Below are 21,024 nucleotides of genomic sequence, written 5' to 3'. Positions count from 1 at the left end.
AATTTGCTGGATTTTTGCGATTATTCCTAAGAGTCAATGTGCGCGAACCATCAATCCAGGGGTGTTAATTGATGTAATGGATCGCCACGCCCGAATCCAGGCCCTTCAGAAGTTGGCGGGCGATGCCGCCCAGCGCAAAGGGTCGTGGCGTGTCATCGGACCGACTGCGGCACGCGTCTGAGCTTGCGGGTGTCATAACCCATGGCCGCAATCCGTGCGACCGCCTGCTCATAGTCATGCTCGGACACCTGTGGTGTGCGGGCCATGTACCAGACGTAGTCGCGCTTGCTGCGCGCCACGATGGTCTGGTGGTAGCTCTCGTCGAGCCAGGCAATCACGTACTCGGCCTGGATTGGCCAGATGAACTGCATGCCCCAGATCGCGCCATTGCCTTCCTGCTCCACACGACCGATGGGATGCATCGACTTCTGCGGCGCATCGAAGCTGCCCTTGCGGTAGGTGAAGGTGGTCTGGATGCGCCCGTCGGGACGAAGTGCGTAACTCTCCACCGCGTCGAAGGCCTCGCGTTCGGGGCGCGACGGGATATGCGCGATCACGTACCAATCGCCCATGAAGCGCGGCACATCCACGGATGGCGGGCGCGGCAGCGGGCGGGTGTCGCTGGAACTGCAGCCGGAACCGAACAGGCCGACCGCGATCAGGGGAAGCAGCGAGAACATGCGCATGTTGCACCTCAGCGGGGTCGGAACAGATAGTGGGCCACCAGCCACTGCTGGCCGTCGTCATAGCCAAACAACTCGGCACAGGCCATCCAGAACATCCGCCAGCGCTGCCACCAGACCTTCGCTGCAGCCTGGCCATAGGTTGCGATCAACACCGGCATCACCTGCTGGCGGGCCGCATCCTGGTTGGCCAGCCAGTGGTCGGCGGTGCGCTGGTAGTGGGTGCCGTCCAGCAGCCAGCGCTGGTCGAGCCGCAGGTCGCGCTGGAAATGCAGCAGGGTGTCAGCTGCCGGCATCAGCCCGCCGGTGAAGAAGTGCCGCCCCATCCAGTTGTCGCCGCCGTCTGTCTCGAACGGATACATCAATGTGCGATGGGCGAAGATGTGCACGAACAGCGCGCCGTCCGGCTTCAACCACCGAGCGATGCCCGCCAGCAGGCGCTCGTAGTTGCGCACGTGTTCGAACATCTCCACCGACACGCAGCGGTCGAAGCGTGCCGCAGGCAGCTCAAGCTGGTTGACATCGCGGGTGATCACCTCGACGTTGTGCAGCCCCCTGGCTTCACACTGCGCCATGATGTGCTGGCGTTGGCTGTGCGAATTGGAAACGGCGGTGATGCTGGCCTGCGGGTAGCGTTCGGCCATCCACAGGGTCAGTGAGCCCCAGCCGCATCCCAGTTCGAGAATCTGCTGGCCATCGGCCAGGCCTGCGCGCTGGCCGTATAGTTCCAGCATCGCGTCCTCGGCCTGGTCCAGCGTTTCGCGCCCGGTGGGGTAGTAGCAGCTGCTGTACTTCAGTCGCTTGCCCAGGCAGGCCTGGAAAAAGGCAGCTGGCACTTCATAGTGCTGTCGGTTGGCTGCGTCGGTGTGCAATGCGAGTGGGCTGTCGGCCAGCTCGGCGATGCGCCGGCTGAAGCGCGCCGACTGGCCTTCGATGCCACCCTCGCTTTCCTCATGCAGGCGTTGCGCGCACAAGCGGCGGATGCCCGCACGCAGCGCCGCATCGGGGACCAGCCCGCGTTCGGCCCAGGCGATCAGCCCGGTTTCCGCATCTTCGGCTGGGTTCAGTGACGGGATCGCGCTCATGCGGAATGCTCCTTGGAAGAACGGGGAAACCAGGGAAAGAACATCGGTGTACTGCGCTGGTAGGCGCGATAGTCGTCGCCGCGGCTGCGCAGCGCCTGTTTCTCGGTGAATGGGATGCCGCTGAGGTAGCGCAGGAACACGTACATCAGCAATGGGCCGGCCCACGCCAGCCACCACAGTGGCGAACCGACGGCGAGCAGCACATAAGTGAACCAGTGCAGCCACTCGAAGAAGTAGTTGGGGTGGCGGGAATAGCGCCAGAGCCCTTCGCGGCAGGTGCGGCCCTTGTTTGCCGGGTCGGCGCGGAACCGGGCCAGCTGCCGGTCGGCCAGTGCTTCGCCGCCGACGCTCAGCAGCCACACCAGCGCGGCGGCCACGGCCCACCACGTCATGCGGCTGCTCGGGTTGGCAGCCACTGCGACAAAGGGCAGGGCAAACAGCAGCACCAGCAATGCCTGCGCCATGAAGAAGCCAAAGATCTTGCCCTGGTGGCCCTGCCAGTGTTCGCGCAGATAGCGGTAGCGCCCGTCTTCCGGTTCGCTACGGACCCGATGCCAGAGGTGCAGGGCCAAACGGCTGCCCCAGAGGCCGCCGAGCACGCCCAGCGCGATCCGCGGCACCGTCGCGCCGTCGCCGAGCAGCGCCAGCAACAGGGCCGATGCACCGACGCCCTTGGCCCAGAGCACATCGACCACGCCGATGTTCTGGTGGCGGCGCTGCCAGGCCCAGCCCCAACTCATCATCAGCAAGGTGTACAGCAGGACCCACAGGAGATGATTCATGAAGGAACTCCAGCCAGGGGCGGCGAGCTGGCTCGTGAGCCGCGACGGGCGCAGTGGCACAGCAGTGAAAGCGCGATGCACCAGCCCGCACCCAGTACCAGCAGGCCCTGCCATGCCGGCACAGCGAACCGCACTGCATCAAAGCCACGTGCCGCGGACAGATAGGCCAGCGGTGCCAGCAGCAGGCCGAACAGCGCCGGCAGGGCACGGTGGCGCAGCAGGAAGCGCATCGAGGTCGTCAGCGTCATCGCGAACGCGGCCCACAGCGCCATGATCCACGGCGGAGGCGCCCAGGCGAGCGGGGCGGCGGCGTAACGAACGGTGCCGGTCGCAGCGGCGCTGGCATCGACCAGCCAGGCGCAGGCCAGCGCCAGCACCATCAACCGAAGGTCCAGCCGTGGTTGCGGCGACGTCAGAAGCTGGCTGCCGATGTAGAGAGAGGCTGCCAGCAACGCCGGCCACTGCCAGCCGCGCCCGGCGCCGGCCACGGCGCACAGCCAGACCAGCTGGTTGCCAAGCAGATTGGCCCAGAACCGGCGCATCTCAACTGCCTTGGCCCGATGAGGCGCCCGGGCGATGCCCCGGGCGCGCCATCAGCAGATGGGAGACCCCGATCGAGCGCTCCAGGAAGCCGCCCTCGCAATAGGCCAGGTAGAACTCCCACAGGCGGCAGAAGCGCGTATCGAAGCCCTGCGCCTGCACGTCGGGCAACCGGACGAGGAAGCGCTGGCGCCAGGCGCGCAGGGTCAGCGCGTAGGAGTGGCCGAAGTCCTGCTGGGCGATCAGCTGCAGGTCGCTGGACCGCGTTTTGGCGGCCATGATCGCGTTGATCGACGGAATGAAGCTGCCGGGGAACACGTAGCGCTTGATGTAGTCGACGCTGCGCCGGGCCTGCTCGTAGCGATGGTCCTCGATGGTGATGGCCTGCAGCAGGGCAACGCCATCAGGCTTCAACAGGCGCTGCAACGTCGCCATGTAGGTGTCCAGGTATTCGGCGCCGATGGCCTCGATCATCTCGATCGACACCAGCTTGTCGAACTGGCCCTGCAGGTCGCGGTAGTCCTGCATCAGCAGCGTGACCTGGCCTTGCAGGCCTGCGGCGCGCACGCGCTCTGCCGCCAGCGCATGCTGTTCTGCGGAGATGGTGGTGGTGGTGACGTGGCAGCCGTAGTGCTGGGCGGCGTGCAGCGCAAAACCACCCCAGCCGGTGCCGATCTCCACCACGCGGTCGCCCGGTTTGAGCTTCAGCTGCTGGCAGATGCGGTCCAGCTTGCGCCGGGAGGCGGATTCCAGCGACTCGTCTTCTTTGTCGAACAGGGCTGAGGAATACATCAGGTCCTGCGACAGGAACAGGGCAAAGAAGTTGTTGCCCAGGTCATAGTGCGCGGCTATGTTGCGGCGGCTGCCCTCGCGGCTGTTGCGGCGCAGGCGGTTCCAGCCCCGCAACAGCCAGCCGCCCAGGCGGGCCGGGCCACGCTCCATGCCGTCGAGCAGGTCGCGATTGCGTACCAGCAGCCGAATCAGCGCCACCAGGTCATCGCAGTGCCATTCGCCCTGTATGTAGCTTTCACCTGCACCCACACTGCCTTGCGCTGCAACCTTGCGGTAGAACGCCGGGTCATCGATGGTGACGGTGACATGCAGTTCGCCATGCGCATCGCCCAGCCAGACTTCGCCGAGTGCATCACGCACGCACAGGCGGCCGTCGCGCATGGGGGCAAGCTGGGCCAGCAGGCGGCGGCGCAGGAATGCATCCAGGGCGCGGGGACGTGGCAAGGCGACCAGGGGAGTCATCGAATTCATCGTGGTTTCTCGGCAAGAGCAGGGTGGTCGTGCACGGGGTTGCGCTTCAGCCACAGCCGCAGCGCGTGCCAGTGGATGGCGGCCACCACCTGCGTGGTCATCAGGGGGTAGCAGGCCAGTACCCGGGCCAGCCCAGGGCCGTCCAGCACCCTTCGCTGCATGGACTGGGTGGCGTCGAACTGCCGAACGCCGTCGCGCCAGACCTGCATGTGCACGCGAAGATCATCACCAGGTGCGTTGAACCGCCAGTCGTAGCGGCAGTCCATCGGCATGAAGGGTGAGACGTGAAAGGATTTGTCGAATGTCCAGCGCAGTGATGCCCCGTCGCCGGTGGCCGCAGCTACCGGCAGCACATAGGCGTGCCGCTCCTTCCACGGGGTATTGGTGATCTCGGCGACGATGCAGTCCAAGGTGTTGCCATCGGCCCGGTAGCAGTAGTAGAAGCTGACCGGATTGAATACGTGCCCGGCGAAGCGAAGATGGGTGAGCAGGCGCACCGGGCCGGTGGGCCGATAGCCCAGGGTAGCCGCGGCATGGTCGCGCACCGCATCGGCCAGTGGTTGCGCAGGGTTGCCGAAGTAGTCACTGCGGCGGAACTCGGCCAGGTTGCGGCGATTGACCGACCACAGCCAGCGCCCGGCGAACACGGTCTCCAGCTCGTCCAGATCGAGCAGCAGCTGCGCGATCGGATAGCGGAACGCGTGGGGCTGCGGATGATGCCGTCGGTGCATCACCTGCCCGAAGTAGAGTGCGCTGGCACTCACGCTGCCACCTCGCCGGGTGCGATGGTGTCGCGGTGCGGGGTGCACTCGCGCATCGCGTCCACCACGCGGCGGGCGCTGCGGATGCCGTCTTCGTGGAAACCCCAGCCCCAGTAAGCGCCCGCGAACCAGGTGCGGCGGCGGCCCTGCAGCTCAGCCCAGCGCTGTTGCGCGCGTACCGCCGCGTGGTCGTGGACCGGATGGGCATAGTGCAGCCTGCGCAGCACCTTGGCCGGATCGATCGCCTCGCTGCGGTTGAGGGTCACGACCAGCGGGGTGTCACCGGGCAGGCCCTGCAGAAGGTTCATGCAATAGCTGACCGTACAGGGCGCGCCTGGCTCCTTGGGAACGTGTGCATTCCATGCGGCCCATGCCTTGCGGTTGCGCGGCAGCAGCGATGCGTCGGTATGCAGTACTGCTTCGTTGGCCTGGTAGCGGATGGCGCCGAGCACGTCGCGTTCGACCGGATCGGCGTCACGGAGCAGGGCCAGCGCCTGGTCGCTGTGGCACGCCATGATGACCTCGTCAAAGCCCTCCACGCCGGCCGCGCTGTGCACGCGCGCGCCCCACGGCATGCGCTCGACCGAATGGACCGGACATTCCAGCCGCTCGCGTACCCGCCAGCGGGCACGCAGGGCATCGACATAGCGTGCCGAGCCACCGCTGACTACCCGCCAAGGTGCGCGCCCGGTCATCTGCAGCATCTGGTGGTTGGCCATGAACTGGGCCAGGTAGCGGGCCGGGAACTGCATGACCGTGTCGGTCGGTGACGACCACAGCGCTGAAGCCATCGGCAGCAGGTGCTCGTCGATGAACGCAGCACCGTAGCGCTGGCTGTGCAGGTACTGGCCCAGTGTCGGGCCTTCGCCTTCGGCAAGCAGCAGCGGTGCATCCCGGTAGAACCGGCGCAGGTCGGCCAGCATTCCCCAGAAGCGTGGCGAAACCAGGTTGCGACGCTGGCAGAACAGGCCATCCAGCGACGTGGCGTTGTACTCGACGCCACTGCGCTCGCTGTGCATTGAGAAGCTCATGGTGGTCGGCTGCGAGGCCACACCCAGTTCTTCGAACAGTGCCGTCAGCAGTGGGTAGTGCAGGGGATTGAACACGATGAAACCGGTATCCACCGCCATGCGCGTGCCGTCCACCTGCACGTCATGGGTGTGGGTATGTCCGCCCAGGTAATCGTTGGCCTCGAACAGCGTCACTTCGTGTTCGCCGTCCAGCCACCAGGCACTGGCCAGGCCAGCGATGCCGGAGCCGATGATCGCGATGCGCATGTCAGTACCTCGCCTTGGCCAGTACCCACTCGGGGATGGGCTTGAGCCCCTTCACCAGGCCCATGGCCGCCATTGCGCGCAGCCCGTACCAGGTCAGGTCGATCTCCCACCAGCGGAACCCCTGGCGGACGGTGCCGGGGAAGAAATGGTGGTTGTTGTGCCAGCCCTCGCCGAAGGTAAGCAGCGCCAGCCAGAGGTTGTTGCGGCTGTCGTCACGGGTCTCGAAGCGCCGCCGGCCAAAACGATGGGCCAGCGAGTTGATGGTGACGGTGGCGTGGAACAGCACCACGGTGGAGATGAAGAAGCCCCACACCAGCAACTGCGGGCCAGAGGTGTGCAGCCCGGGCGCCCAGCGCTCCAGGCCGGCGCCGAGTGCGTACAGCGCAGCGGCCAGCAGTACCGGCACCGCCGTATCGAAGCGGTCCAGCCAGCGCAGCTCCGGGAAGCGCGCCAGGTCAGGCACGCGCGATAGATCCGTGGCGAATGCCTCGCGGGTGAGGAACCAGCCCATGTGGCTGCGCCAGAAGCCGCCTTCGCGCGGCGAGTGCGGGTCCAGTGGCTGGTCGGCATGCCGATGGTGATGGCGATGGTGGGCAGCCCACCACAGTGGCCCGCGTTGCACGCTGGACGCGCCGATCACTGCGAACACGAACTGCACCGTTCGCGATGCCTGGAACGTCCGGTGCGAGAAGTAGCGGTGGTAAAAGGCGGTGATCGCAAACATGCGCACTGCGTAGAGGGCTGCGGCGACGATCACTGCCGTCCACGAGATACCTACCCAGATCACCGCGATGCAGGCCAGGTGCATCAACGCGAACGGTACGGCGCGCAGCCAGTCGATGCGTCCGGGCTCGCCAGCGGCGTGGTCCGCAGCGCTGCCGGTGTCGACCCAGCGCTTCAGGGTGCGCAGCAGGCGCCAGCGTCGGCGGGGAAGGGGCGCTACAGAGGCCATGGCGGATCTCGGCGGGTGTCGTGTCTTCCTCTACGCAGCAGTGCGCGCAATGGATGCGGCCGACTGTGGAAAATTCCGGCTTCACTTGGGCATCACGCTGCAGCGTTCGACCAGCGGTTGCGCCCAGGCCTGTTGCCATTCGCTGGCGGGCCGCTCGGCCACCGGCGAGCTGAAGCGCACCGTGACCTGTGGGTAGGTGCCGCGGGTATCGCGCAGGTTGCTGGTTCCGCGGAATTCCAGCAGGCGGCGGTCGGCGCTGGCATAGACCAGCGACAGGCGCGGCGCGATGCCGCCGTACCACGTGTCCAGACTGACCTCGATGGCCTGGGCGTCGATGCCCTGCCAGCGAACAGGGCCGGTACGCCGCACCTGCACCGGGAAGAAGCGCTGCCGCCCCGGCACCAGGAAGGGCAGGCTGATGCGTTCACCTCGCAGCAGCGCTGGCCAATGCTGGCGCACCGCGGCGTCGAAGCCCGTGTCGATCACCGCATCCGGTGCCAGCTCAAGCCGACGCTGACGCAGTTCGCTGGCGGCATCTTCTTTCCAGGCGATCGACACCGACTCGCCACTCGCGTCGACTTCAGCGGTTTGCCCACTACGGCTGTCCTGCAGCGAATAACCCCGGGCCTGCGGGCGGGCGCTGGCCGGCAGATGCTTGCGGGCGAAGGGGCGGCCATCCGGGCACTGATAGAGCACCCAGCGCTCGGCACCCTCCGATGGGCCGCGCCGCCAGTGCACTTCACGATAGAGCAGATCGCCCTGCGCCGAGGTGGCCACGCCCTCGTTGCGCAGCCAGGGCGCCGCCAGCACGGCATGGGGCAGGCACAGCAGCAGCCAGGCAGTGCGCATGGTGTTCATCCGGTAGGGAGGCTCAGGTCATACGGTGGCCGTGGCTGCTTGGATGCGCAGTGCCTGCTGCATCCAATGGCCACCCCTGCGCGTAGAGAGGACAGACCTTCACCTGCCCGCCGCTCACGCAGATGTACCCTGACGCCGCCAGCACCCTCCTCAACTTCGATACCGCACGCACCGTGTCCAGTTCCCAGCAGCCGAGCAGCGAGCCGACGAACTGGGCCGATGACATGGACAGTGTGGCGCGGCTGCGCGACCGCGACTGCTTCATGCGGATCTATGACTACTTCATGCCGCGGCTGTGCGTGTATCTGCGTGGCCTGGGGGCACCCGACGCCGTGGCCGAGGAAATGGCGCAGGAGTGCCTGCTGCGCCTGTGGTTGCGGGCGGCCGAGTATGATGCTGCCCAGGGCGCGCTGAGTACCTGGCTGTACCGGATCGCGCGAAACCTGCAGATCGACCGCATCCGTCGCGAGCGCAGCTGGATGCAGGTGCAGGCAGCGGTGGAAGACGCCGCGGCCGTGGACGTGATCGAGCGCAGCAGTGCCGAGCAGTTCGCCGACCAGGCGCGCCTTCGCCAGCGCATCAACGAGCTGCCCGCCGTGCAGGCGAGGCTGGTGCGGATGTCCTATTTCGAGGCGAAGAGCCACAGTGAGATTGCCCAGGCGCTGGGCATGCCGCTGGGGACGGTAAAGTCACACCTGCGACGTGCGTTCCTGCAACTGCAGGCCAAAGTGGGAGGTGCCCCGTGAATCCGCACCACCACCTGCACGAATCCACGCTGATGAGCTATGCCGCCGGCGCGCTGCCGGCGCCGTTGAGCATCGTGGCCGGTGCCCACCTCGAGCAGTGCCCCCACTGCCGCCAGCGCCTGCGCGATGCCGAGGCAATCGGCTCGGTGTTGCTGGAGCAGACCCAACCGCCCGCTGCCGACGGGCGTCGCGAGCAGTTGCGCGAGGCCATGCTGATGCAGCTGGCCTCGGAGGCGCCGAGCGCCATCGCCGGAACCAGGCGCCCTGTGCCGAGGGAGCGGCCCGAGGCCGACCCCGACCACCTTCCTGCATCACTGCACCCGTACTTCGGCGCATCGCTCAGCGAGCTGCGTTGGCGCTGGATGGCGCCCGGCGTGCATTGCATCCGTGCCGAGCAGATGCCCTCGCTGATCATGCTGAAGATTGCCCCGGGCAAGTGCCTGCCCATGCACAGCCATGGCCGCAGCGAACTGACCCAGATCCTGCGGGGTTCGTACAATGATGCGCTGGGGTTGTTCGCATCGGGTGACGTGGCAGATCTGGACGAAGACGTGGAGCATCAACCGGTGACCGCGCCCGGTGTCCCCTGCATCTGCGTGTCAGCGCTGGATGCGCCGCTGGTGTTCAGTGGCTGGCTGGCGCGGAAGATCCAGCGTTTCGTGAAACTCTAGCGGGGATGACGATGGCCGGGACGGGCGCATTACGGATTCTGTTGACCGGTGCCGCAGGCCTGGTCGGGCAAGGTGTGGCGCTGGCCTGCCACCGCTCACCACAGGTGTCCGGCCTGACAGCGCTGGTCCGCCATCCGGGAAGTCTGAGCGGCGCCGGCAGCGAACTGATCGTTCCGGACTTCCTGCGTATCCAGGACCGGTCGGATGAACTGGCCGGGTTCGATGCCTGCTTCTACTGTGCCGGGGCGCCACCGGTTGGCACGGCAGAGGCCGAGTACCGACGCGTGACCCTGGACACCACTCTGGCGGTGGCCCTTGCCTGGGCGGCTGCGAATCCCGAAGGGTGCTTTCTGTATGTATCCGGTGCCGGCGCGGACCCTCGGAGCCGGCTGATGCCGTTGAGGATCAAGGGCGAGACCGAAGTCGCATTGCAGAGCCTGCCGGTGCGCACCGTGATGCTGCGCCCGGGCGGTGTCAGGCCGGTCCCGGGCACCGGCACCCGTCATGCCCTGTTGAAGCCCCTTTACTGGGGCGGTGCGCCATTGATGAAACTGGCCGGTGCGGTTGCACCTTCGTTGGTGACGAGCAACCTGGCACTGGGCCAGGCGATGATTGCCTTGGCCGTCAGGGAGCATCCACCGGCGACGGTGGAGTGCGCGGACATCAACCGGATCGCGGCCGGCGGGCGCGATCCGGCGTCCTGACCTCAGTGTGGCGCTGCCTCCAGCGCGGTGCGCACGGCCGTCGCCAGATCACTTCGGGTGAACGGCTTTGGCAGCAGCGCAACGGCCCGCCCTTGGCTGCCCACCTGGTCGTGGTCACGGGGATAGCCCGACGTGAACAGCACGGCGACCTCCGGCCAGCGTTCACGGACTTCCCGCACCAGCTCCCAGCCCGACATGCCGGGCATCACCACGTCCGAGAACAGCAGGTCCACCCTGGTATCCGGGCGTTCCAGCAGCCGCAGTGCGGAAGGGCCGTCGTGGGCTTCCAATACCCGGTAGCCCAGCAGCCGCAGTGCATCCACCGTGTGGGCGCGGACATCGTCGTTGTCCTCGGTCACCAGGATGGTTTCCTCGCGCGGCGAATAGCCTGCCAGGCCGGTCTGCGGAGTGCGCGCCTCGCTGGGCAACGGCAGCAGTGAACGCGGGAACATCATGGTGATGCTGGTGCCGCCGCCTTCCACCGAATCGATCAGCACGTGGCCGCCTGACTGCTTGACGAACCCGTGCACCATCGACAGGCCCAGGCCGGTGCCACGGCCAACCTGCTTGGTGGTGAAGAAGGGTTCGAAGACCCGGGCGAGCGTCGCCGCATCCATGCCGTGGCCGTTGTCGCGCACCCGCAGCATCACGTACTCGCCCGGCGTTGCATCCGGGAACAGCGCGGCATAGTCGTGGTCCAGATGGCTGTTGTCGACTTCAATCACCAGCCGCCCGCCATGCGGCATCGCATCGCGGGCGTTGACCGCCAGGTTTAGTACGGAGGCCTCCAGTTGGCTGATGTCGATCTCCACGCACCAGATGTCCTCCGCGCTGCGGATCTCCAGCTGCACCAGTTCACCCAGTGCACGCTGCAGCATGTCGTGCATGTCCAGCAGGCGGACATTGAGGTCAGCGGCCTGGCTGCGCAGCGGCTGGCGGCGGGCAAACGCCAGCAGGCGCTGGGTCAGGCTGGCGGCACGGCCCACCCCCTTCAGCGCATTGTCCAGCGCACGGCCCACCAGCGCACCGGCCTCGCCAGCCCTTTCACTGAGCAGCATGGCGTGCTCGACATTGCCGGAAATGACGGTCAGGATGTTGTTGAAATCATGCGCGATGCCGCCGGTGAGCTGACCGACCGCCTCGATCTTCTGTGACTGGCGCAGCGCGTGCTCGGCCTGCAGGCGTGCGGTGGTTTCGACGGCCTCGGAGACAACGGCGGTGACCGCCCCTTCGGCGTCGAGCAGCGGACGGAACGAGAAGTCGAAGCTGCGGCGGCCGGTCGGGAGCTCCAGCTCCAGCGCATGCAGTGAACTGCGGCCCTGCGCTGCGTCTCCGACGGCGCGGTCGATCGCTGCGCCCATGCCCTCGGTGGTGGCGAACCAGACCGATTCGGCGAAGTGCTGGCCAACAATGTCCTTCTTGTCTGCAAGTACAGCGGCCAAGGAAGCGTCATTGGCATCGACCACGCATCCGCGCAGATCCAGCAGCACCTGATGCTGGAAGCTGGACTCGAAGATCGCCTGCAGGCGCCGCTTGCTGGCGCGCAGCTCGGCCGTGCGCGCCTGCACCTGCTGCTCGAGCAGCTGGTTGTCCTCACGCAGGGCCAGCTCGGCCTGCTTCAGCAGCGAGATGTCGCTGCCCAGGCAGATGTAGCCGGCCACGCTGCCATCGGCGGCATGCTCCGGCACGCATTCCATCTGTACGAAACGCGACTCGCCACTGCGATGGACGAGCTCGACCTGGAAGCTCGTGCGTTCGCCCTGCAGTACCCGTTCAAGGCTGGGCAAGGCGTGTTCGAAAGCGGAGATGCCGCTGACATCGCGCGCGGTCCGGCCCAGCAGCTCGGCCAGGCTGACTCCATGCCAGTCCAGGAACGCCTTGTTGGCGAACCGGTAGCGATGCGCGTTGTCGAGCTGGGCGATCAGCGCGGGTACGGCATCGGTGACCTGCTGCAGCTGCGCCTGGCTCTCGTTCAGCGCCGCCTGGGCATGCATCAGCTGGGCGCGTTCATGGGCTTCCTGGCGAGCGCGGCGGATCGCATCCGGCAGGCGTTGCAGGCGCTGCTTGACGACGTAATCGCGCGCGCCACGGGTCAGCGCCTGTACGGCCAGCTCTTCCGTCAGTGTGCCGGAGACGAAGATGAAAGGGGTCTGTGGAATCCGCTCGCGCGCCAGCGCGAGGGCCGCATCGCCATCGAATCCGGGCAGCACATGGTCGGCCAGGATCACGTCGAACGCACGGTTGTCGATGGCCTCGATGAACGCATTGCGCGTCCACAGGCGCTCGACCTCGAACTCCAGGCCGGCACGCCGCAGCTGTGCGGTGATCAGCTCCGCATCAAGCGCGCTGTCCTCCAGCATGAGGATGCGCAGGCGCTCGCTGCGGCGCGATCCATCACGCATTGTGCTGCCCCGAGCCGCTGGGCCGGTGCGGTGGTGGCTGGTTGGTGATGCCCCAGAACATGCCCAGTCCTTGGATGGCGTCAAAGAACTCCTTGAAGTCGACCGGCTTGACCACGAATGCGTTGACGCCCAGTTCGTAACTGCGCACCAGATCCTGCTCCTCGCGCGAAGAGGTCAGCATCACAACCGGGGTGCTGCTCAGGTACGGGTCGCCACGGACCTGCTCCAGTACCTCCAAGCCATTGACTTTGGGCAGCTTCAGGTCCAGCAGCACGACCACCGGACCGCCGTGCATGGCACCGGCGAACTTGCCTTCGCAGCGCAGGTAATCCAGCGCTTCGGCGCCGTCGCGTACATGGATGACATCGTTCAACAGCTGGCAGCGCTCAAGCGCGGCCATCGTCAGCTCTGCATCCTTGGGGCTGTCCTCTACGAGGAGGATCGGCCGCAGGTCCCTCATGGGTGTTCTCCTGTGGAGCGGGGTAGGGTGAAGTGAATGGTCGCGCCCTTGCCGGGCTCGCCCTCGGCCCAGGTGCGGCCGCCATGGCGGCCGATGATGCGGCGGACATTGGCCAGGCCGATGCCGGTGCCTTCGAACTCTTCGACGTGGTGCAGGCGCTGGAACACGCCGAACAGCTTGTCCACGTAGCGCATGTCGAAGCCGCAGCCGTTGTCGCGCACGAAGAAGTGGTCTTCCTCGTCGTTTCGCTCGTGACCAACCTCGATCACTGCATGTTCGCGCTCGCGGGTGAACTTGATCGCGTTGGCCAGCAGGTTCTGCCAGACCAGGCGCAGCATCGTCGGATCGGCTTCAACCTCCGGCAGCGGTGCGAGCGTCCACTGCACGTCGCGGCCGGTGTAGTCCAGGGCCAGGCTCCGGCGCACATCCTCGGCCAGCGCGGTCATGTCCAGCCGCACACGCCCCAGCGTGGAGCGTCCCATCTGCGAGAAGCTGAGCAGGTCATCCACCAGCGTGCCGGCGGACTTGGCCGATTCCACGATCGTGTCCAGGAAGCGGCGCTCGGTATCGTTCAGGCGTTCGCCCGCCGAGCTGCCCAGCAGCTCGGAATAGCCGACAATGTGACGGAAGGGAGCGCGCAGGTCGTGGCTGACCGAATACGAGAAGGCTTCCAGTTCCTTGTTACTGCGGAGCAGCTGCTCGTTCAGTTCGGCCATTTCCTCGGCCTTGCGCAACACGATATCGACGATGGCCGTGCGCATTTCGTGTGCCGCTTCGCAGTCAGCGTCGCTCCACGGCAGGCTGCGCTGCTGCACGGTCTCCTTCCAGGCCTCGAACGAGTTGCGCGGGGACAGCGCAACGCCCGGTGCGGCTTCCTTGCGGGGATCGCCACCCCAGCGCACGGTACGCACCACTTCCGGCCGGAACCACATCAAATAACTGTCATGCAACTGCGAAATGGACACCGCCAGCAGGCCGCTGGCCACATCGGCCAGGTGCGCGGCAGGCGACCAGTCGGCTGCCAGGTGATCGGTGCAGTAGGTTTCCTGACCGGCCTGCTGCGCGGCCAACCAGTTCGCCAGGGCCAGCACGTCGCTGGCGGAAGGGCACTGGCCAACACGCAGGCAATCGCCTTTGTGAACGATCGCCGCGCCGGCCGCGCCGGTCAGCGACAGAAGGCTGGCCTCGTCCTGGCGCAGGGCCGCCATGAAGTCCTCGTCGCCGGCCATGCGACCCAGCAGCTTGACCAGTATCGAGCGCCGCGCGACGCGCTCTTCGATCGCACGCGCCCGCTCCTTCAACGCGATCTGCAGCGACAGGATCTGGCCCATGAGCTCGCAGGCGGTACGCACGTGGTAGGGCAGGCGCCGTGGCTGCACGGTGTGGCAAGACACCAGCCCCCACAAGCGGCCTTCATGCACCAGCGATACCGACATCGATGCGCCGGTCCCCATGTTGCGCATGTACTGCAGGTGGACCGGCGAGACGCTGCGCAGCACGGCCAGGCTCAGGTCGGTGGCTGGTGCGTCGCGATGGTCGTCGGCCCGCATCAACGGCGCGGGGGTGTAGTTGTTGTCCGCGATCAGGCGCACCCGGTTGCGGCGGTAGAGTTCGCGGGCCTGCGCAGGAATGTCCGATTCGGGGAAGCGCAGGTCAAGGTAGGACGGCAACAGGCCGTTGCCATCCTCGGCCACCACGATGCCATTCCAGCCGGCATCGAACTGATAGACCAGGGTGCGGTCAAAGCCGGTCAGCCGGCGCATGTGCGCGGCAGCCAGCTGGCAGAGGTCTTCCACGGTGCCGGCCGACTCGATCCCGGCCATCAGCTCGCGGATGGCCGGATACAGTTCTTCCAGCGAGCCGGGCTGGCCGGGAACCGGCGCTTCCAGCTCGACCAGCAGATCGGTGGCGGAGCGGTGCACCAGCAGTTGATGGCGGCCATGGCCATCCAGATGCACGGCACCGACATGCGCGCTGCTGCCGACCGTCGCCTGCTGGAACAACGGCTGGAACGGCGCCAGCGCACCGCCAAGCACCTTGCTGACATGCTGCGCCAACGGCTCGCCGAACTGCTGCAGCAGCCCCGGATGGCTGATGGCGCGCTCGAGCACCTGCAGGGACTGCGGCTCAACGACCAGAAGCACACCGTACGGCTGGATCGCGCCGGGGGTATGGATCGGTTCGCGCGCGCAGCTGGACGAGGCGGTGTCGTGCGCGGATTCAGCAGAAGGCATCAAGGGCAGGGCTCATGGTTCGTGGATGGCTGGATAGCCCAGTGATACATCCGTATCCATCAATGGTGAAGCAAAATCGTGCATCCGCCTACCAGTGTGTGCGTGTGAAGCGTGTTTCTGTCCAAGCTGAATTCTTCATGTAAAGACCAGGTCGAACACTTGCAGTTTTCGCGAAGAGTACATCTGCGCTGCACATCAGCTCGACAGGTCATTGCCTAGGGTGGGTCCACTTCCCTGAGCGACCGCCCCGTGAATCTGCAGACCGTGCCCTTGCCCCCGTATCGCATGCTGCCTGACAGCTGCCAGTTCGAACTGCTGGATGTGGATGCGCTGCAGGACCCTGCCAGTGGCCGGTTGCTGCATCTGTACTCGCTGGTGGCCCGTTGCCTGTCCTGCGAGACGATCTTCAAGGCAGAGGAAGGGCAGGGCCTGGTCAGCCATACTGCGGCGCGGGTGGTGCGATGCCCCACTGGCTGCGGACAGCAGGCCTTCAAGCCGGCCCTGCTGCGGAGCTGGCACCGGCAGGCCGCGGCCCAGGCGTGACCGGCAGAGGTCACAGCAGCCCGGGATTGGCTCGCCATACCGCGAAGTTGAGCGCTGAAGCGAACGAGATCCAGGCCAGATAGGGAAGCAGCAGCGCCGCCGCAATCGGACGGACGCGCGCAAACGCGACGGTTGTTGCGCATACCAGCGCAACCAACACAAGAATGTCGGCGAAGGCCAAGGCGCCCAGCTTCCAGCCGAAGAACAGCCAGCTCCACAGCGCATTGACGGCAAGCTGCACCAGGTAGAGCATCAGCGCCGGTCGTGCTCCACGCCAGCCGCGTTCGCGCCAGACCAGCCAGGCGGCAATGGCCATCATGGCGTAGAGCAAGGTCCACACCGGACCGAAGACACTGGCCGGTGGTGCCCACGGGGGAAGGGCGAGGGTGGTGTAGAAGCTTGCCGCGGATGCCGACGCCCACGCCCCCAGAGTGGCCGCGATGAAGGTGATCGCCATCCATCCCAGAAGCCCGAAAACCTGTGAACTCCGCTTCATACCGTGCAGCTCCATGATGCGCTTGATTGCGTCTACGCACTGAGGCCGCAAATGGATGCAGGCCGCCAGCCTTCAGTCCGATGAACCTGCGGCGCCCGTTCCCTGGCTCGCTGGCAGCAGGGAAGGCCGCTGATCAAACCACTCGCGTGCCTTGGCCAGGTGCCACTGGCGCTGGTCACCGTCCAGCTCGATGCCCGCACCCAGCAGCCCCCAGCGCAGATACAGGTCCCCGCGCTTGCGCTGGTCGAGCAGATCCAGCCGCGCGCGTACCGACAGGCGATCGTTCTCGGCCTGCAATCCATCGATGACCAGATGGCCTGGGCGCCAGCGCAGCGTTGCCTGTGCCTGTACCTGTCCGGAATCCAGCAGCGACAAAGTCCAGCGCGGGTAGTCGGTGCGCTCTGCGAACAGTGCAAGCAACGGACGGGCGTCGCTGAGATCCAGATCCGTGGTGGCATCGACCTGGAAGGGCGACTGCGCATCGATGCGGCCACGCTTGAAGGCCACGCGGCCCTTCCATGCACTTGGGCGCTCTGTACCGGCCACCTGCACATTGCGCAGCTCCACGGTGGTGCCGGAGAGATCGAAATGACGTTCATTGAAGTCACCGCGGCGCAGGGTCGCGTTCACGCCGATATCGCCGCCCATTTCCAGTCCCGCCACCTTGGCACTGGCGTTGCGCGCAAACAGCCGGGCCGTGCCATGACCGACGCGTCCATCGGTGTCGAGCGTGGCATCGCCGCTCAGGCTGCCGGTGCCTTGAAGCAGCCGCACCTGCGGCGAGCCGAGGTAGCGGTTGTAGGCCGTCAGATCAGGGATGGTGGCTTCACTGAAGCGCAGCTGCGCGCGCACCCCTTTGCGCAACTCCTGCAGGCGGCCATCGCCGGCCAGGTCCAGGGCCAGGTCACGGCCGTCGAACAGGCGCACGCCCTTGGCATCGGTTGGCTGCGCAGTGAATCGTGGCAGTCGGACAGCCAGCTGTGCCTGGCTGGGGCTGCCGGCCTTCAATACGCCATGGGCACTGGCCGTGCCCGCCAAGCGGACGCCGGCGACCTCGGCCACGGCCGCGGCCGCCGGGATGTCCACGGTGCTGCCTTCGATCAGTTCGCCGTTGCGCAGGCGCAGATCGGCTTTCAGCGTGCCGCCTCCGTCCAGTTGCAGCCACGGCTTGCGGACGAACAGGGCAGGGATCCAGTTGAGCGAAGTGAACGTCCATTCGCCGCGCACGGTACCAGAGCTGCGCTCCAGCAGCTGGGCGGGCTGCTGGAAGGGGATGTCGCGGCCACTGACGTGCAGTTCGGCATCCACTTCGCTGCCTGAGCCGGGTTTGGGCGGCAGGCGGGCCTGCAGGCGCAGGTCGTTGGCCACATTGAGCTGCAGGGCCAGCACGCCGCGGTCGGGGGCGCCGTCACCCAGGTAGAGCGGCACCTGCCAGATTGCGCGGTCCCCGGGCTGCAGCTGGCCGTCGATCAGGTGCAGCGCCAGTTGCAGGCGTCCGGGTATGGGCGCGCTGGAGATCTTCGGCGTTGTGGCATCCGTGTCCATGCGCAGGCCCTGGCTGCGGGCGTGGACCTCGAGCTGGGCATGCAGCAGCTTCAGCTTGGCCAGACCAGGCGCCTGGTCCCGATAGTGGCGCGGATAGCTGAAGCGTGCGCTGAGATTCATGTCACCCAGCAACTGCACACCGTCATAGCTGGTGTCCGCGTCGGCGAACGCAACTTCGGACTCGAAGAGCTCCGAAGGCCCGCCGCGTAGCTGCTTGAGGAAGCCCACCGTGCCGTGGCCCTTGCCGATGATCAGCAGCTTGCCAAAGCGTGCGCTGCGGATGCTGTCGCTGTGGATGGCGTCGAAACGCAGGGTCCAGCCGCGGTCACTGCGCGGCGGTGGCGGGATGGCTTCTTCGACGCGGCTGATCTCGGCGGAAACCCCCGTCGCCTGCAAGCGCGGAACCCGCACCTCGCGCTGGAACAGGGGCAGCACCGCCAACCGGGCGCTGGCGCGCTCGGCATGCAGCGCGTAGACCGTGTGGTTCACGTGGCCGCGCATGTGCACGTTCCAGGCGATGACATGGCCGGGCAGCAGCGTGATGGCCGGGCCGGTGGTCATCACGAACTTGTGCGGCTTGCGGTTGGTGACCTGATCGAACAACGGGGTATTGAGGAAGATGTTGCCGGCCAGCAGGTACAGCAGGTAGACGCCCAGCAGGACGTAGGCAGGAACGCGCCACCGTCGAAGCCGGTGCGGGATGTGCACGGAAACAGGAGGCATCTACTGCTCTGAGGGCCGGAATTTCCACAACTATTGCGTAGCCGACGGCGGTGGCGCGTGAAGCGGCTACGGGGCGGAAGCTTGATTCTGGTAGTGTCCGGCCTGGTCACCACCACAGATCTGCAGGAGACGCATGGAGATCCGGCCCGCCCGTGCAGGCGATTTCGGCGCGATGTGGGGCATGTTCAAGACGGCCATTGCGGCGCAGGATGCGCTGCCTTTTGCCTCCTCTTTTGAGGTCGAAACCTTTCGCGCGCATTGGTTCCTGTCGCAGACACCTTATGTGGCCGTTCTGCAGGGCCGAGTGGTGGGCATGTACAAGATGGGCCCGAACTTCCCTGATCTGGGGGCGCATGTGGCCAGCGCCACGTATGTGGTGGATGCGCCGGCACAAGGGCAAGGTGTGGGCCGGGCCCTGGTGGAACACAGCCTGGAGCGGGCGAGGGCGGAAGGGTTCCTGGCCATGCAGTTCAATTACGTGGTCAGTACCAATGGCCCGGCCGTGGCGTTGTATCGGAAGCTGGGGTTTGCGGTAGTGGGGACGCTGCCACAGGCGTTTCGGCACCGGGAATTGGGGCTGGTGGACGTCTTTGTGATGCACCGGTTCCTGTGATGCGATGCGTTGGTCGCACGTGGCCGGCGATATCCAGCCGAGGCTGGCTGCACAGTTCCTGAGGATGTCCCTCATTCTCAGCGCATCGACGCGGGCCCGCGCCTAGATGGCATGGAGCTCGCCGGCATGGAACGAGCCGAATAGCGTGACGCGTCACGGCCAGTGAGCGGCTACGGCTGGGGTGCCAGAACGCGCTCCTGAGGCCTCGGTCGTTGGTGCCGAATCGGCGAAAGCGCTCTTGCCAGGCTGGCGTGCAGCCACGGCAAGATCAGCGGCAAAACTACGCCCGCAAAGCCGTCTTTACCGGCCACTGTCAGATCCGCAAGATCCTTTGCCATTCCTGCAGAGGTTGAGGGAAGTCCAAAGGGCGGTTGGCAGTGATCGAATCACTGACAATCAGGCCGGCGCCTGGAGTGGATCAGGGGCGTGACTGGTGGAGCCTGGATCGGGCAGTGGCGTAATGAACATAATATACATTATGCGAAATGCTGTATCGGGCTACGGCCGCGTTCGTGTCCTCGGCGTGGCAATGGCTGTGCCTCTGGCTCGGCTCTTGCCTGCGCCCTCAGTCCCCGGCCAAGGATGAGATCGCGGCATGATTGAGTTTGACCCGCACCACCGTATTGACCTGACCGGCCCTTGGGCCGGTTTTTCTTTCCTCGGTGACCGCCTGATCACGCCTGAAGGTCGCGAGCTGCTGCCTGAAGACCTGGCGTGGCTGTCGCTCACCGCCTGCCAAGCGCAGGAATGGCGCCGCATGATGGAAGCTGCACGCTCGGTACCGTCGATCGACAGTTCCAAAAATGTGAGCAATCCCGACGCCGGCATTCGCCATCATCCTGCCACTGTCGTCAATCTGCGGGACGTGGTGTGCCGGCGCAAACAGCGTTCCGCGGTGGCGATGGCTGGCCCTGACGCCGAGCCACCAGCGGCAGTCCTGCCTGTATCGGGGCCGAGGCCTCGCCAGCGCGTGTGAGGCGCTTCCGTAGGGGCGCTGCCCCTACACCCCGACATCAAGTCTTAAGGCTCTTCAGCGCGGCGCCTACGGACGCTACCGCCTTATCGTAATTCTGGATCAACGGCGGACCATACCTGCGCAATTGATCTTCGATGCTCTCTATGTGCTCGACTACCCACGAACTGTCCGTCGACGCTCCAAGCTTAAGCCGAGCCTGTTCGAATTCCTCAAGAAGACGGTTGTTGTAGAGAAAACTGTCCACCGAACCCTTGAGGTCAATGTATCCCTGGATAACGAGGGTCGCCGTGCGCTCATCAACCAAGCCCAACTGGTCCGCATTCTTCGCAAACAAAGTGAAGTAGTCGCTTTGAAGGGGAAAAATGGACCCAAACCCCCCGCGCCCACCCGCTGCCTTCCATTTGGCGATTTCAGGGCCTAGTGATTGCTCCGCCATCTTCAGGACCGCTTCCATTTCTACGCGAAGACCCAGTTTCAGCCGAGCGATAGCTGCCTCGTCCGATTTCGCTTCAGCGACCCTGTCAGCAGATATCTGGCGATCGACGGCCTTTGTAGCCGCGACCGCACCGATCAAGCCACCTGCAATTGTCTGTACCAACGGGCTGCCGATGATGGCCTCCAGCCCTGCCCACATTGCTCCAAAAATCATGGATACGTCGTCCATTACGCCCCCCTCTTGCGGTCCATTTCGTCCGATTCTATCCCGTCAT

21 protein-coding genes are annotated in these 21,024 nt (G+C 65.9%); 6 read left to right on the top strand and 15 right to left on the bottom strand.

What is annotated here, in order from left to right; genetic code table 11:
- Positions 1–152: 152 nt before the first annotated feature.
- The 9 genes from ACTXG9_RS01655 to ACTXG9_RS01615 form a co-directional block, all read right to left on the bottom strand.
- Positions 153–686 carry a lipocalin family protein gene (locus ACTXG9_RS01655; protein ID WP_111098311.1) on the bottom strand — a complete coding sequence of 178 codons (534 nt, stop codon included), beginning with the start codon at positions 684–686 and terminating at the stop codon, positions 153–155.
- Positions 687–694: 8 nt separating this feature from the next.
- The gene (locus ACTXG9_RS01650) at positions 695–1,768 is read right to left on the bottom strand and encodes an SAM-dependent methyltransferase (RefSeq protein ID WP_021201796.1); all 1,074 of its coding nucleotides are present in this window, start codon (positions 1,766–1,768) and stop codon (positions 695–697) included.
- Positions 1,765–2,550 carry a DUF1295 domain-containing protein gene (locus ACTXG9_RS01645; protein WP_021201797.1) on the bottom strand — a complete coding sequence of 262 codons (786 nt, stop codon included), beginning with the start codon at positions 2,548–2,550 and terminating at the stop codon, positions 1,765–1,767. The genes ACTXG9_RS01650 and ACTXG9_RS01645 overlap by 4 nt, the downstream gene beginning before the upstream one ends.
- Complete coding sequence (locus ACTXG9_RS01640; RefSeq protein WP_019659667.1) at positions 2,547–3,092, bottom strand: DUF2878 domain-containing protein; 546 nt, start codon at positions 3,090–3,092, stop codon at positions 2,547–2,549. Before ACTXG9_RS01640 ends, ACTXG9_RS01645 begins: the two co-directional genes overlap by 4 nt.
- A gap of 1 nt (position 3,093) precedes the next feature.
- Complete coding sequence (locus ACTXG9_RS01635; protein WP_456115628.1) at positions 3,094–4,353, bottom strand: class I SAM-dependent methyltransferase; 1,260 nt, start codon at positions 4,351–4,353, stop codon at positions 3,094–3,096.
- The gene (locus ACTXG9_RS01630; RefSeq protein WP_010485792.1) at positions 4,350–5,117 is read right to left on the bottom strand and encodes a DUF1365 domain-containing protein; all 768 of its coding nucleotides are present in this window, start codon (positions 5,115–5,117) and stop codon (positions 4,350–4,352) included. The genes ACTXG9_RS01635 and ACTXG9_RS01630 overlap by 4 nt, the downstream gene beginning before the upstream one ends.
- Complete coding sequence (locus ACTXG9_RS01625; protein ID WP_111098309.1) at positions 5,114–6,391, bottom strand: NAD(P)/FAD-dependent oxidoreductase; 1,278 nt, start codon at positions 6,389–6,391, stop codon at positions 5,114–5,116. Before ACTXG9_RS01625 ends, ACTXG9_RS01630 begins: the two co-directional genes overlap by 4 nt.
- 1 nt (position 6,392) lies before the next feature.
- Positions 6,393–7,343, bottom strand: a complete 951-nt coding sequence (locus ACTXG9_RS01620; protein WP_053496655.1) for an acyl-CoA desaturase — start codon at positions 7,341–7,343, stop codon at positions 6,393–6,395.
- Between the two features lie 81 nt (positions 7,344–7,424).
- Complete coding sequence (locus tag ACTXG9_RS01615) at positions 7,425–8,192, bottom strand: hypothetical protein (protein ID WP_111098342.1); 768 nt, start codon at positions 8,190–8,192, stop codon at positions 7,425–7,427.
- 131 nt (positions 8,193–8,323) lie between these two features.
- Here ACTXG9_RS01615 and ACTXG9_RS01610 point away from each other — a divergent pair, with 131 nt between their 5' ends.
- From ACTXG9_RS01610 to ACTXG9_RS01600, 3 genes are read left to right on the top strand one after another with little or no spacing between them, the layout of a single operon-like run.
- On the top strand, positions 8,324–8,947 hold the full coding sequence (locus ACTXG9_RS01610; protein ID WP_021201802.1) for a sigma-70 family RNA polymerase sigma factor: 624 nt from the start codon (positions 8,324–8,326) through the stop codon (positions 8,945–8,947).
- On the top strand, positions 8,944–9,618 hold the full coding sequence (locus ACTXG9_RS01605) for a ChrR family anti-sigma-E factor (protein ID WP_111098308.1): 675 nt from the start codon (positions 8,944–8,946) through the stop codon (positions 9,616–9,618). Before ACTXG9_RS01610 ends, ACTXG9_RS01605 begins: the two co-directional genes overlap by 4 nt.
- A gap of 11 nt (positions 9,619–9,629) precedes the next feature.
- Complete coding sequence (locus tag ACTXG9_RS01600) at positions 9,630–10,322, top strand: Rossmann-fold NAD(P)-binding domain-containing protein (protein ID WP_031269078.1); 693 nt, start codon at positions 9,630–9,632, stop codon at positions 10,320–10,322.
- A 2-nt stretch (positions 10,323–10,324) separates the two neighbouring features.
- On the opposite strand, the gene ACTXG9_RS01595 is transcribed toward ACTXG9_RS01600, so the two are convergent.
- Genes ACTXG9_RS01595 through ACTXG9_RS01585 form a run of 3 tightly spaced genes read right to left on the bottom strand, consistent with a single transcriptional unit; the run spans position 10,325 to position 15,418 of the window.
- On the bottom strand, positions 10,325–12,724 hold the full coding sequence (locus tag ACTXG9_RS01595) for a hybrid sensor histidine kinase/response regulator (protein ID WP_021201805.1): 2,400 nt from the start codon (positions 12,722–12,724) through the stop codon (positions 10,325–10,327).
- Entirely contained in the window at positions 12,717–13,184 is a 468-nt protein-coding gene (locus ACTXG9_RS01590) for a response regulator (RefSeq protein ID WP_019659676.1), read from the bottom strand. Before ACTXG9_RS01590 ends, ACTXG9_RS01595 begins: the two co-directional genes overlap by 8 nt.
- On the bottom strand, positions 13,181–15,418 hold the full coding sequence (locus ACTXG9_RS01585) for an ATP-binding protein (RefSeq protein ID WP_134734871.1): 2,238 nt from the start codon (positions 15,416–15,418) through the stop codon (positions 13,181–13,183). Before ACTXG9_RS01585 ends, ACTXG9_RS01590 begins: the two co-directional genes overlap by 4 nt.
- Before the next feature lie 249 nt (positions 15,419–15,667).
- Here ACTXG9_RS01585 and ACTXG9_RS01580 point away from each other — a divergent pair, with 249 nt between their 5' ends.
- Complete coding sequence (locus ACTXG9_RS01580; protein WP_031269080.1) at positions 15,668–15,961, top strand: hypothetical protein; 294 nt, start codon at positions 15,668–15,670, stop codon at positions 15,959–15,961.
- A gap of 10 nt (positions 15,962–15,971) precedes the next feature.
- On the opposite strand, the gene ACTXG9_RS01575 is transcribed toward ACTXG9_RS01580, so the two are convergent.
- Together ACTXG9_RS01575 and ACTXG9_RS01570 are read right to left on the bottom strand one after the other, a co-directional pair.
- On the bottom strand, positions 15,972–16,457 hold the full coding sequence (locus ACTXG9_RS01575) for a TspO/MBR family protein (RefSeq protein WP_111102699.1): 486 nt from the start codon (positions 16,455–16,457) through the stop codon (positions 15,972–15,974).
- Between the two features lie 72 nt (positions 16,458–16,529).
- Positions 16,530–18,725 carry an AsmA family protein gene (locus ACTXG9_RS01570; RefSeq protein WP_197575726.1) on the bottom strand — a complete coding sequence of 732 codons (2,196 nt, stop codon included), beginning with the start codon at positions 18,723–18,725 and terminating at the stop codon, positions 16,530–16,532.
- Between the two features lie 133 nt (positions 18,726–18,858).
- Here ACTXG9_RS01570 and ACTXG9_RS01565 point away from each other — a divergent pair, with 133 nt between their 5' ends.
- A complete protein-coding gene (locus ACTXG9_RS01565) occupies positions 18,859–19,338 on the top strand; it encodes a GNAT family N-acetyltransferase (RefSeq protein ID WP_180832630.1) in 480 nt (159 codons plus the stop codon).
- 595 nt (positions 19,339–19,933) lie between these two features.
- Complete coding sequence (locus tag ACTXG9_RS01560; RefSeq protein WP_456115627.1) at positions 19,934–20,314, top strand: DUF3653 domain-containing protein; 381 nt, start codon at positions 19,934–19,936, stop codon at positions 20,312–20,314.
- Positions 20,315–20,351: 37 nt separating this feature from the next.
- Here ACTXG9_RS01560 and ACTXG9_RS01555 read toward each other — a convergent pair whose 3' ends face one another.
- Positions 20,352–20,978 (bottom strand): hypothetical protein, encoded by a 627-nt coding sequence (locus tag ACTXG9_RS01555; protein WP_197575727.1) that lies wholly within the window; start codon positions 20,976–20,978, stop codon positions 20,352–20,354.
- Positions 20,979–21,024: the final 46 nt, after the last annotated feature.

It is taken from the genome of Stenotrophomonas maltophilia group sp. LNF247 (genome assembly GCF_054083135.1).
Note: the sequence above shows the minus strand (reverse complement) of the source record. Positions and strands in the feature narration are given on the sequence as shown.

What these genes read in the sequence shown, in the direction of transcription:
- ACTXG9_RS01645 (WP_021201797.1), bottom strand. Translation starts at nt 2,550, where the DNA reads ATGAATCATCTCCTGTGGGTCCTGCTGTACACCTTGCTGATGATGAGT.
- ACTXG9_RS01585 (WP_134734871.1), bottom strand. Translation starts at nt 15,418, where the DNA reads ATGCCTTCTGCTGAATCCGCGCACGACACCGCCTCGTCCAGCTGCGCG.
- ACTXG9_RS01570 (WP_197575726.1), bottom strand. Translation starts at nt 18,725, where the DNA reads ATGCCTCCTGTTTCCGTGCACATCCCGCACCGGCTTCGACGGTGGCGC.
- ACTXG9_RS01565 (WP_180832630.1), top strand. Translation starts at nt 18,859, where the DNA reads ATGGAGATCCGGCCCGCCCGTGCAGGCGATTTCGGCGCGATGTGGGGC.
- ACTXG9_RS01625 (WP_111098309.1), bottom strand. Translation starts at nt 6,391, where the DNA reads ATGCGCATCGCGATCATCGGCTCCGGCATCGCTGGCCTGGCCAGTGCC.
- ACTXG9_RS01560 (WP_456115627.1), top strand. Translation starts at nt 19,934, where the DNA reads ATGATTGAGTTTGACCCGCACCACCGTATTGACCTGACCGGCCCTTGG.
- ACTXG9_RS01635 (WP_456115628.1), bottom strand. Translation starts at nt 4,353, where the DNA reads ATGAATTCGATGACTCCCCTGGTCGCCTTGCCACGTCCCCGCGCCCTG.
- ACTXG9_RS01640 (WP_019659667.1), bottom strand. Translation starts at nt 3,092, where the DNA reads ATGCGCCGGTTCTGGGCCAATCTGCTTGGCAACCAGCTGGTCTGGCTG.
- ACTXG9_RS01655 (WP_111098311.1), bottom strand. Translation starts at nt 686, where the DNA reads ATGCGCATGTTCTCGCTGCTTCCCCTGATCGCGGTCGGCCTGTTCGGT.
- ACTXG9_RS01620 (WP_053496655.1), bottom strand. Translation starts at nt 7,343, where the DNA reads ATGGCCTCTGTAGCGCCCCTTCCCCGCCGACGCTGGCGCCTGCTGCGC.
- ACTXG9_RS01615 (WP_111098342.1), bottom strand. Translation starts at nt 8,192, where the DNA reads ATGCGCACTGCCTGGCTGCTGCTGTGCCTGCCCCATGCCGTGCTGGCG.
- ACTXG9_RS01555 (WP_197575727.1), bottom strand. Translation starts at nt 20,978, where the DNA reads ATGGACGACGTATCCATGATTTTTGGAGCAATGTGGGCAGGGCTGGAG.
- ACTXG9_RS01610 (WP_021201802.1), top strand. Translation starts at nt 8,324, where the DNA reads ATGTACCCTGACGCCGCCAGCACCCTCCTCAACTTCGATACCGCACGC.
- ACTXG9_RS01600 (WP_031269078.1), top strand. Translation starts at nt 9,630, where the DNA reads ATGGCCGGGACGGGCGCATTACGGATTCTGTTGACCGGTGCCGCAGGC.
- ACTXG9_RS01590 (WP_019659676.1), bottom strand. Translation starts at nt 13,184, where the DNA reads ATGAGGGACCTGCGGCCGATCCTCCTCGTAGAGGACAGCCCCAAGGAT.
- ACTXG9_RS01595 (WP_021201805.1), bottom strand. Translation starts at nt 12,724, where the DNA reads ATGCGTGATGGATCGCGCCGCAGCGAGCGCCTGCGCATCCTCATGCTG.
- ACTXG9_RS01575 (WP_111102699.1), bottom strand. Translation starts at nt 16,457, where the DNA reads ATGAAGCGGAGTTCACAGGTTTTCGGGCTTCTGGGATGGATGGCGATC.
- ACTXG9_RS01650 (WP_021201796.1), bottom strand. Translation starts at nt 1,768, where the DNA reads ATGAGCGCGATCCCGTCACTGAACCCAGCCGAAGATGCGGAAACCGGG.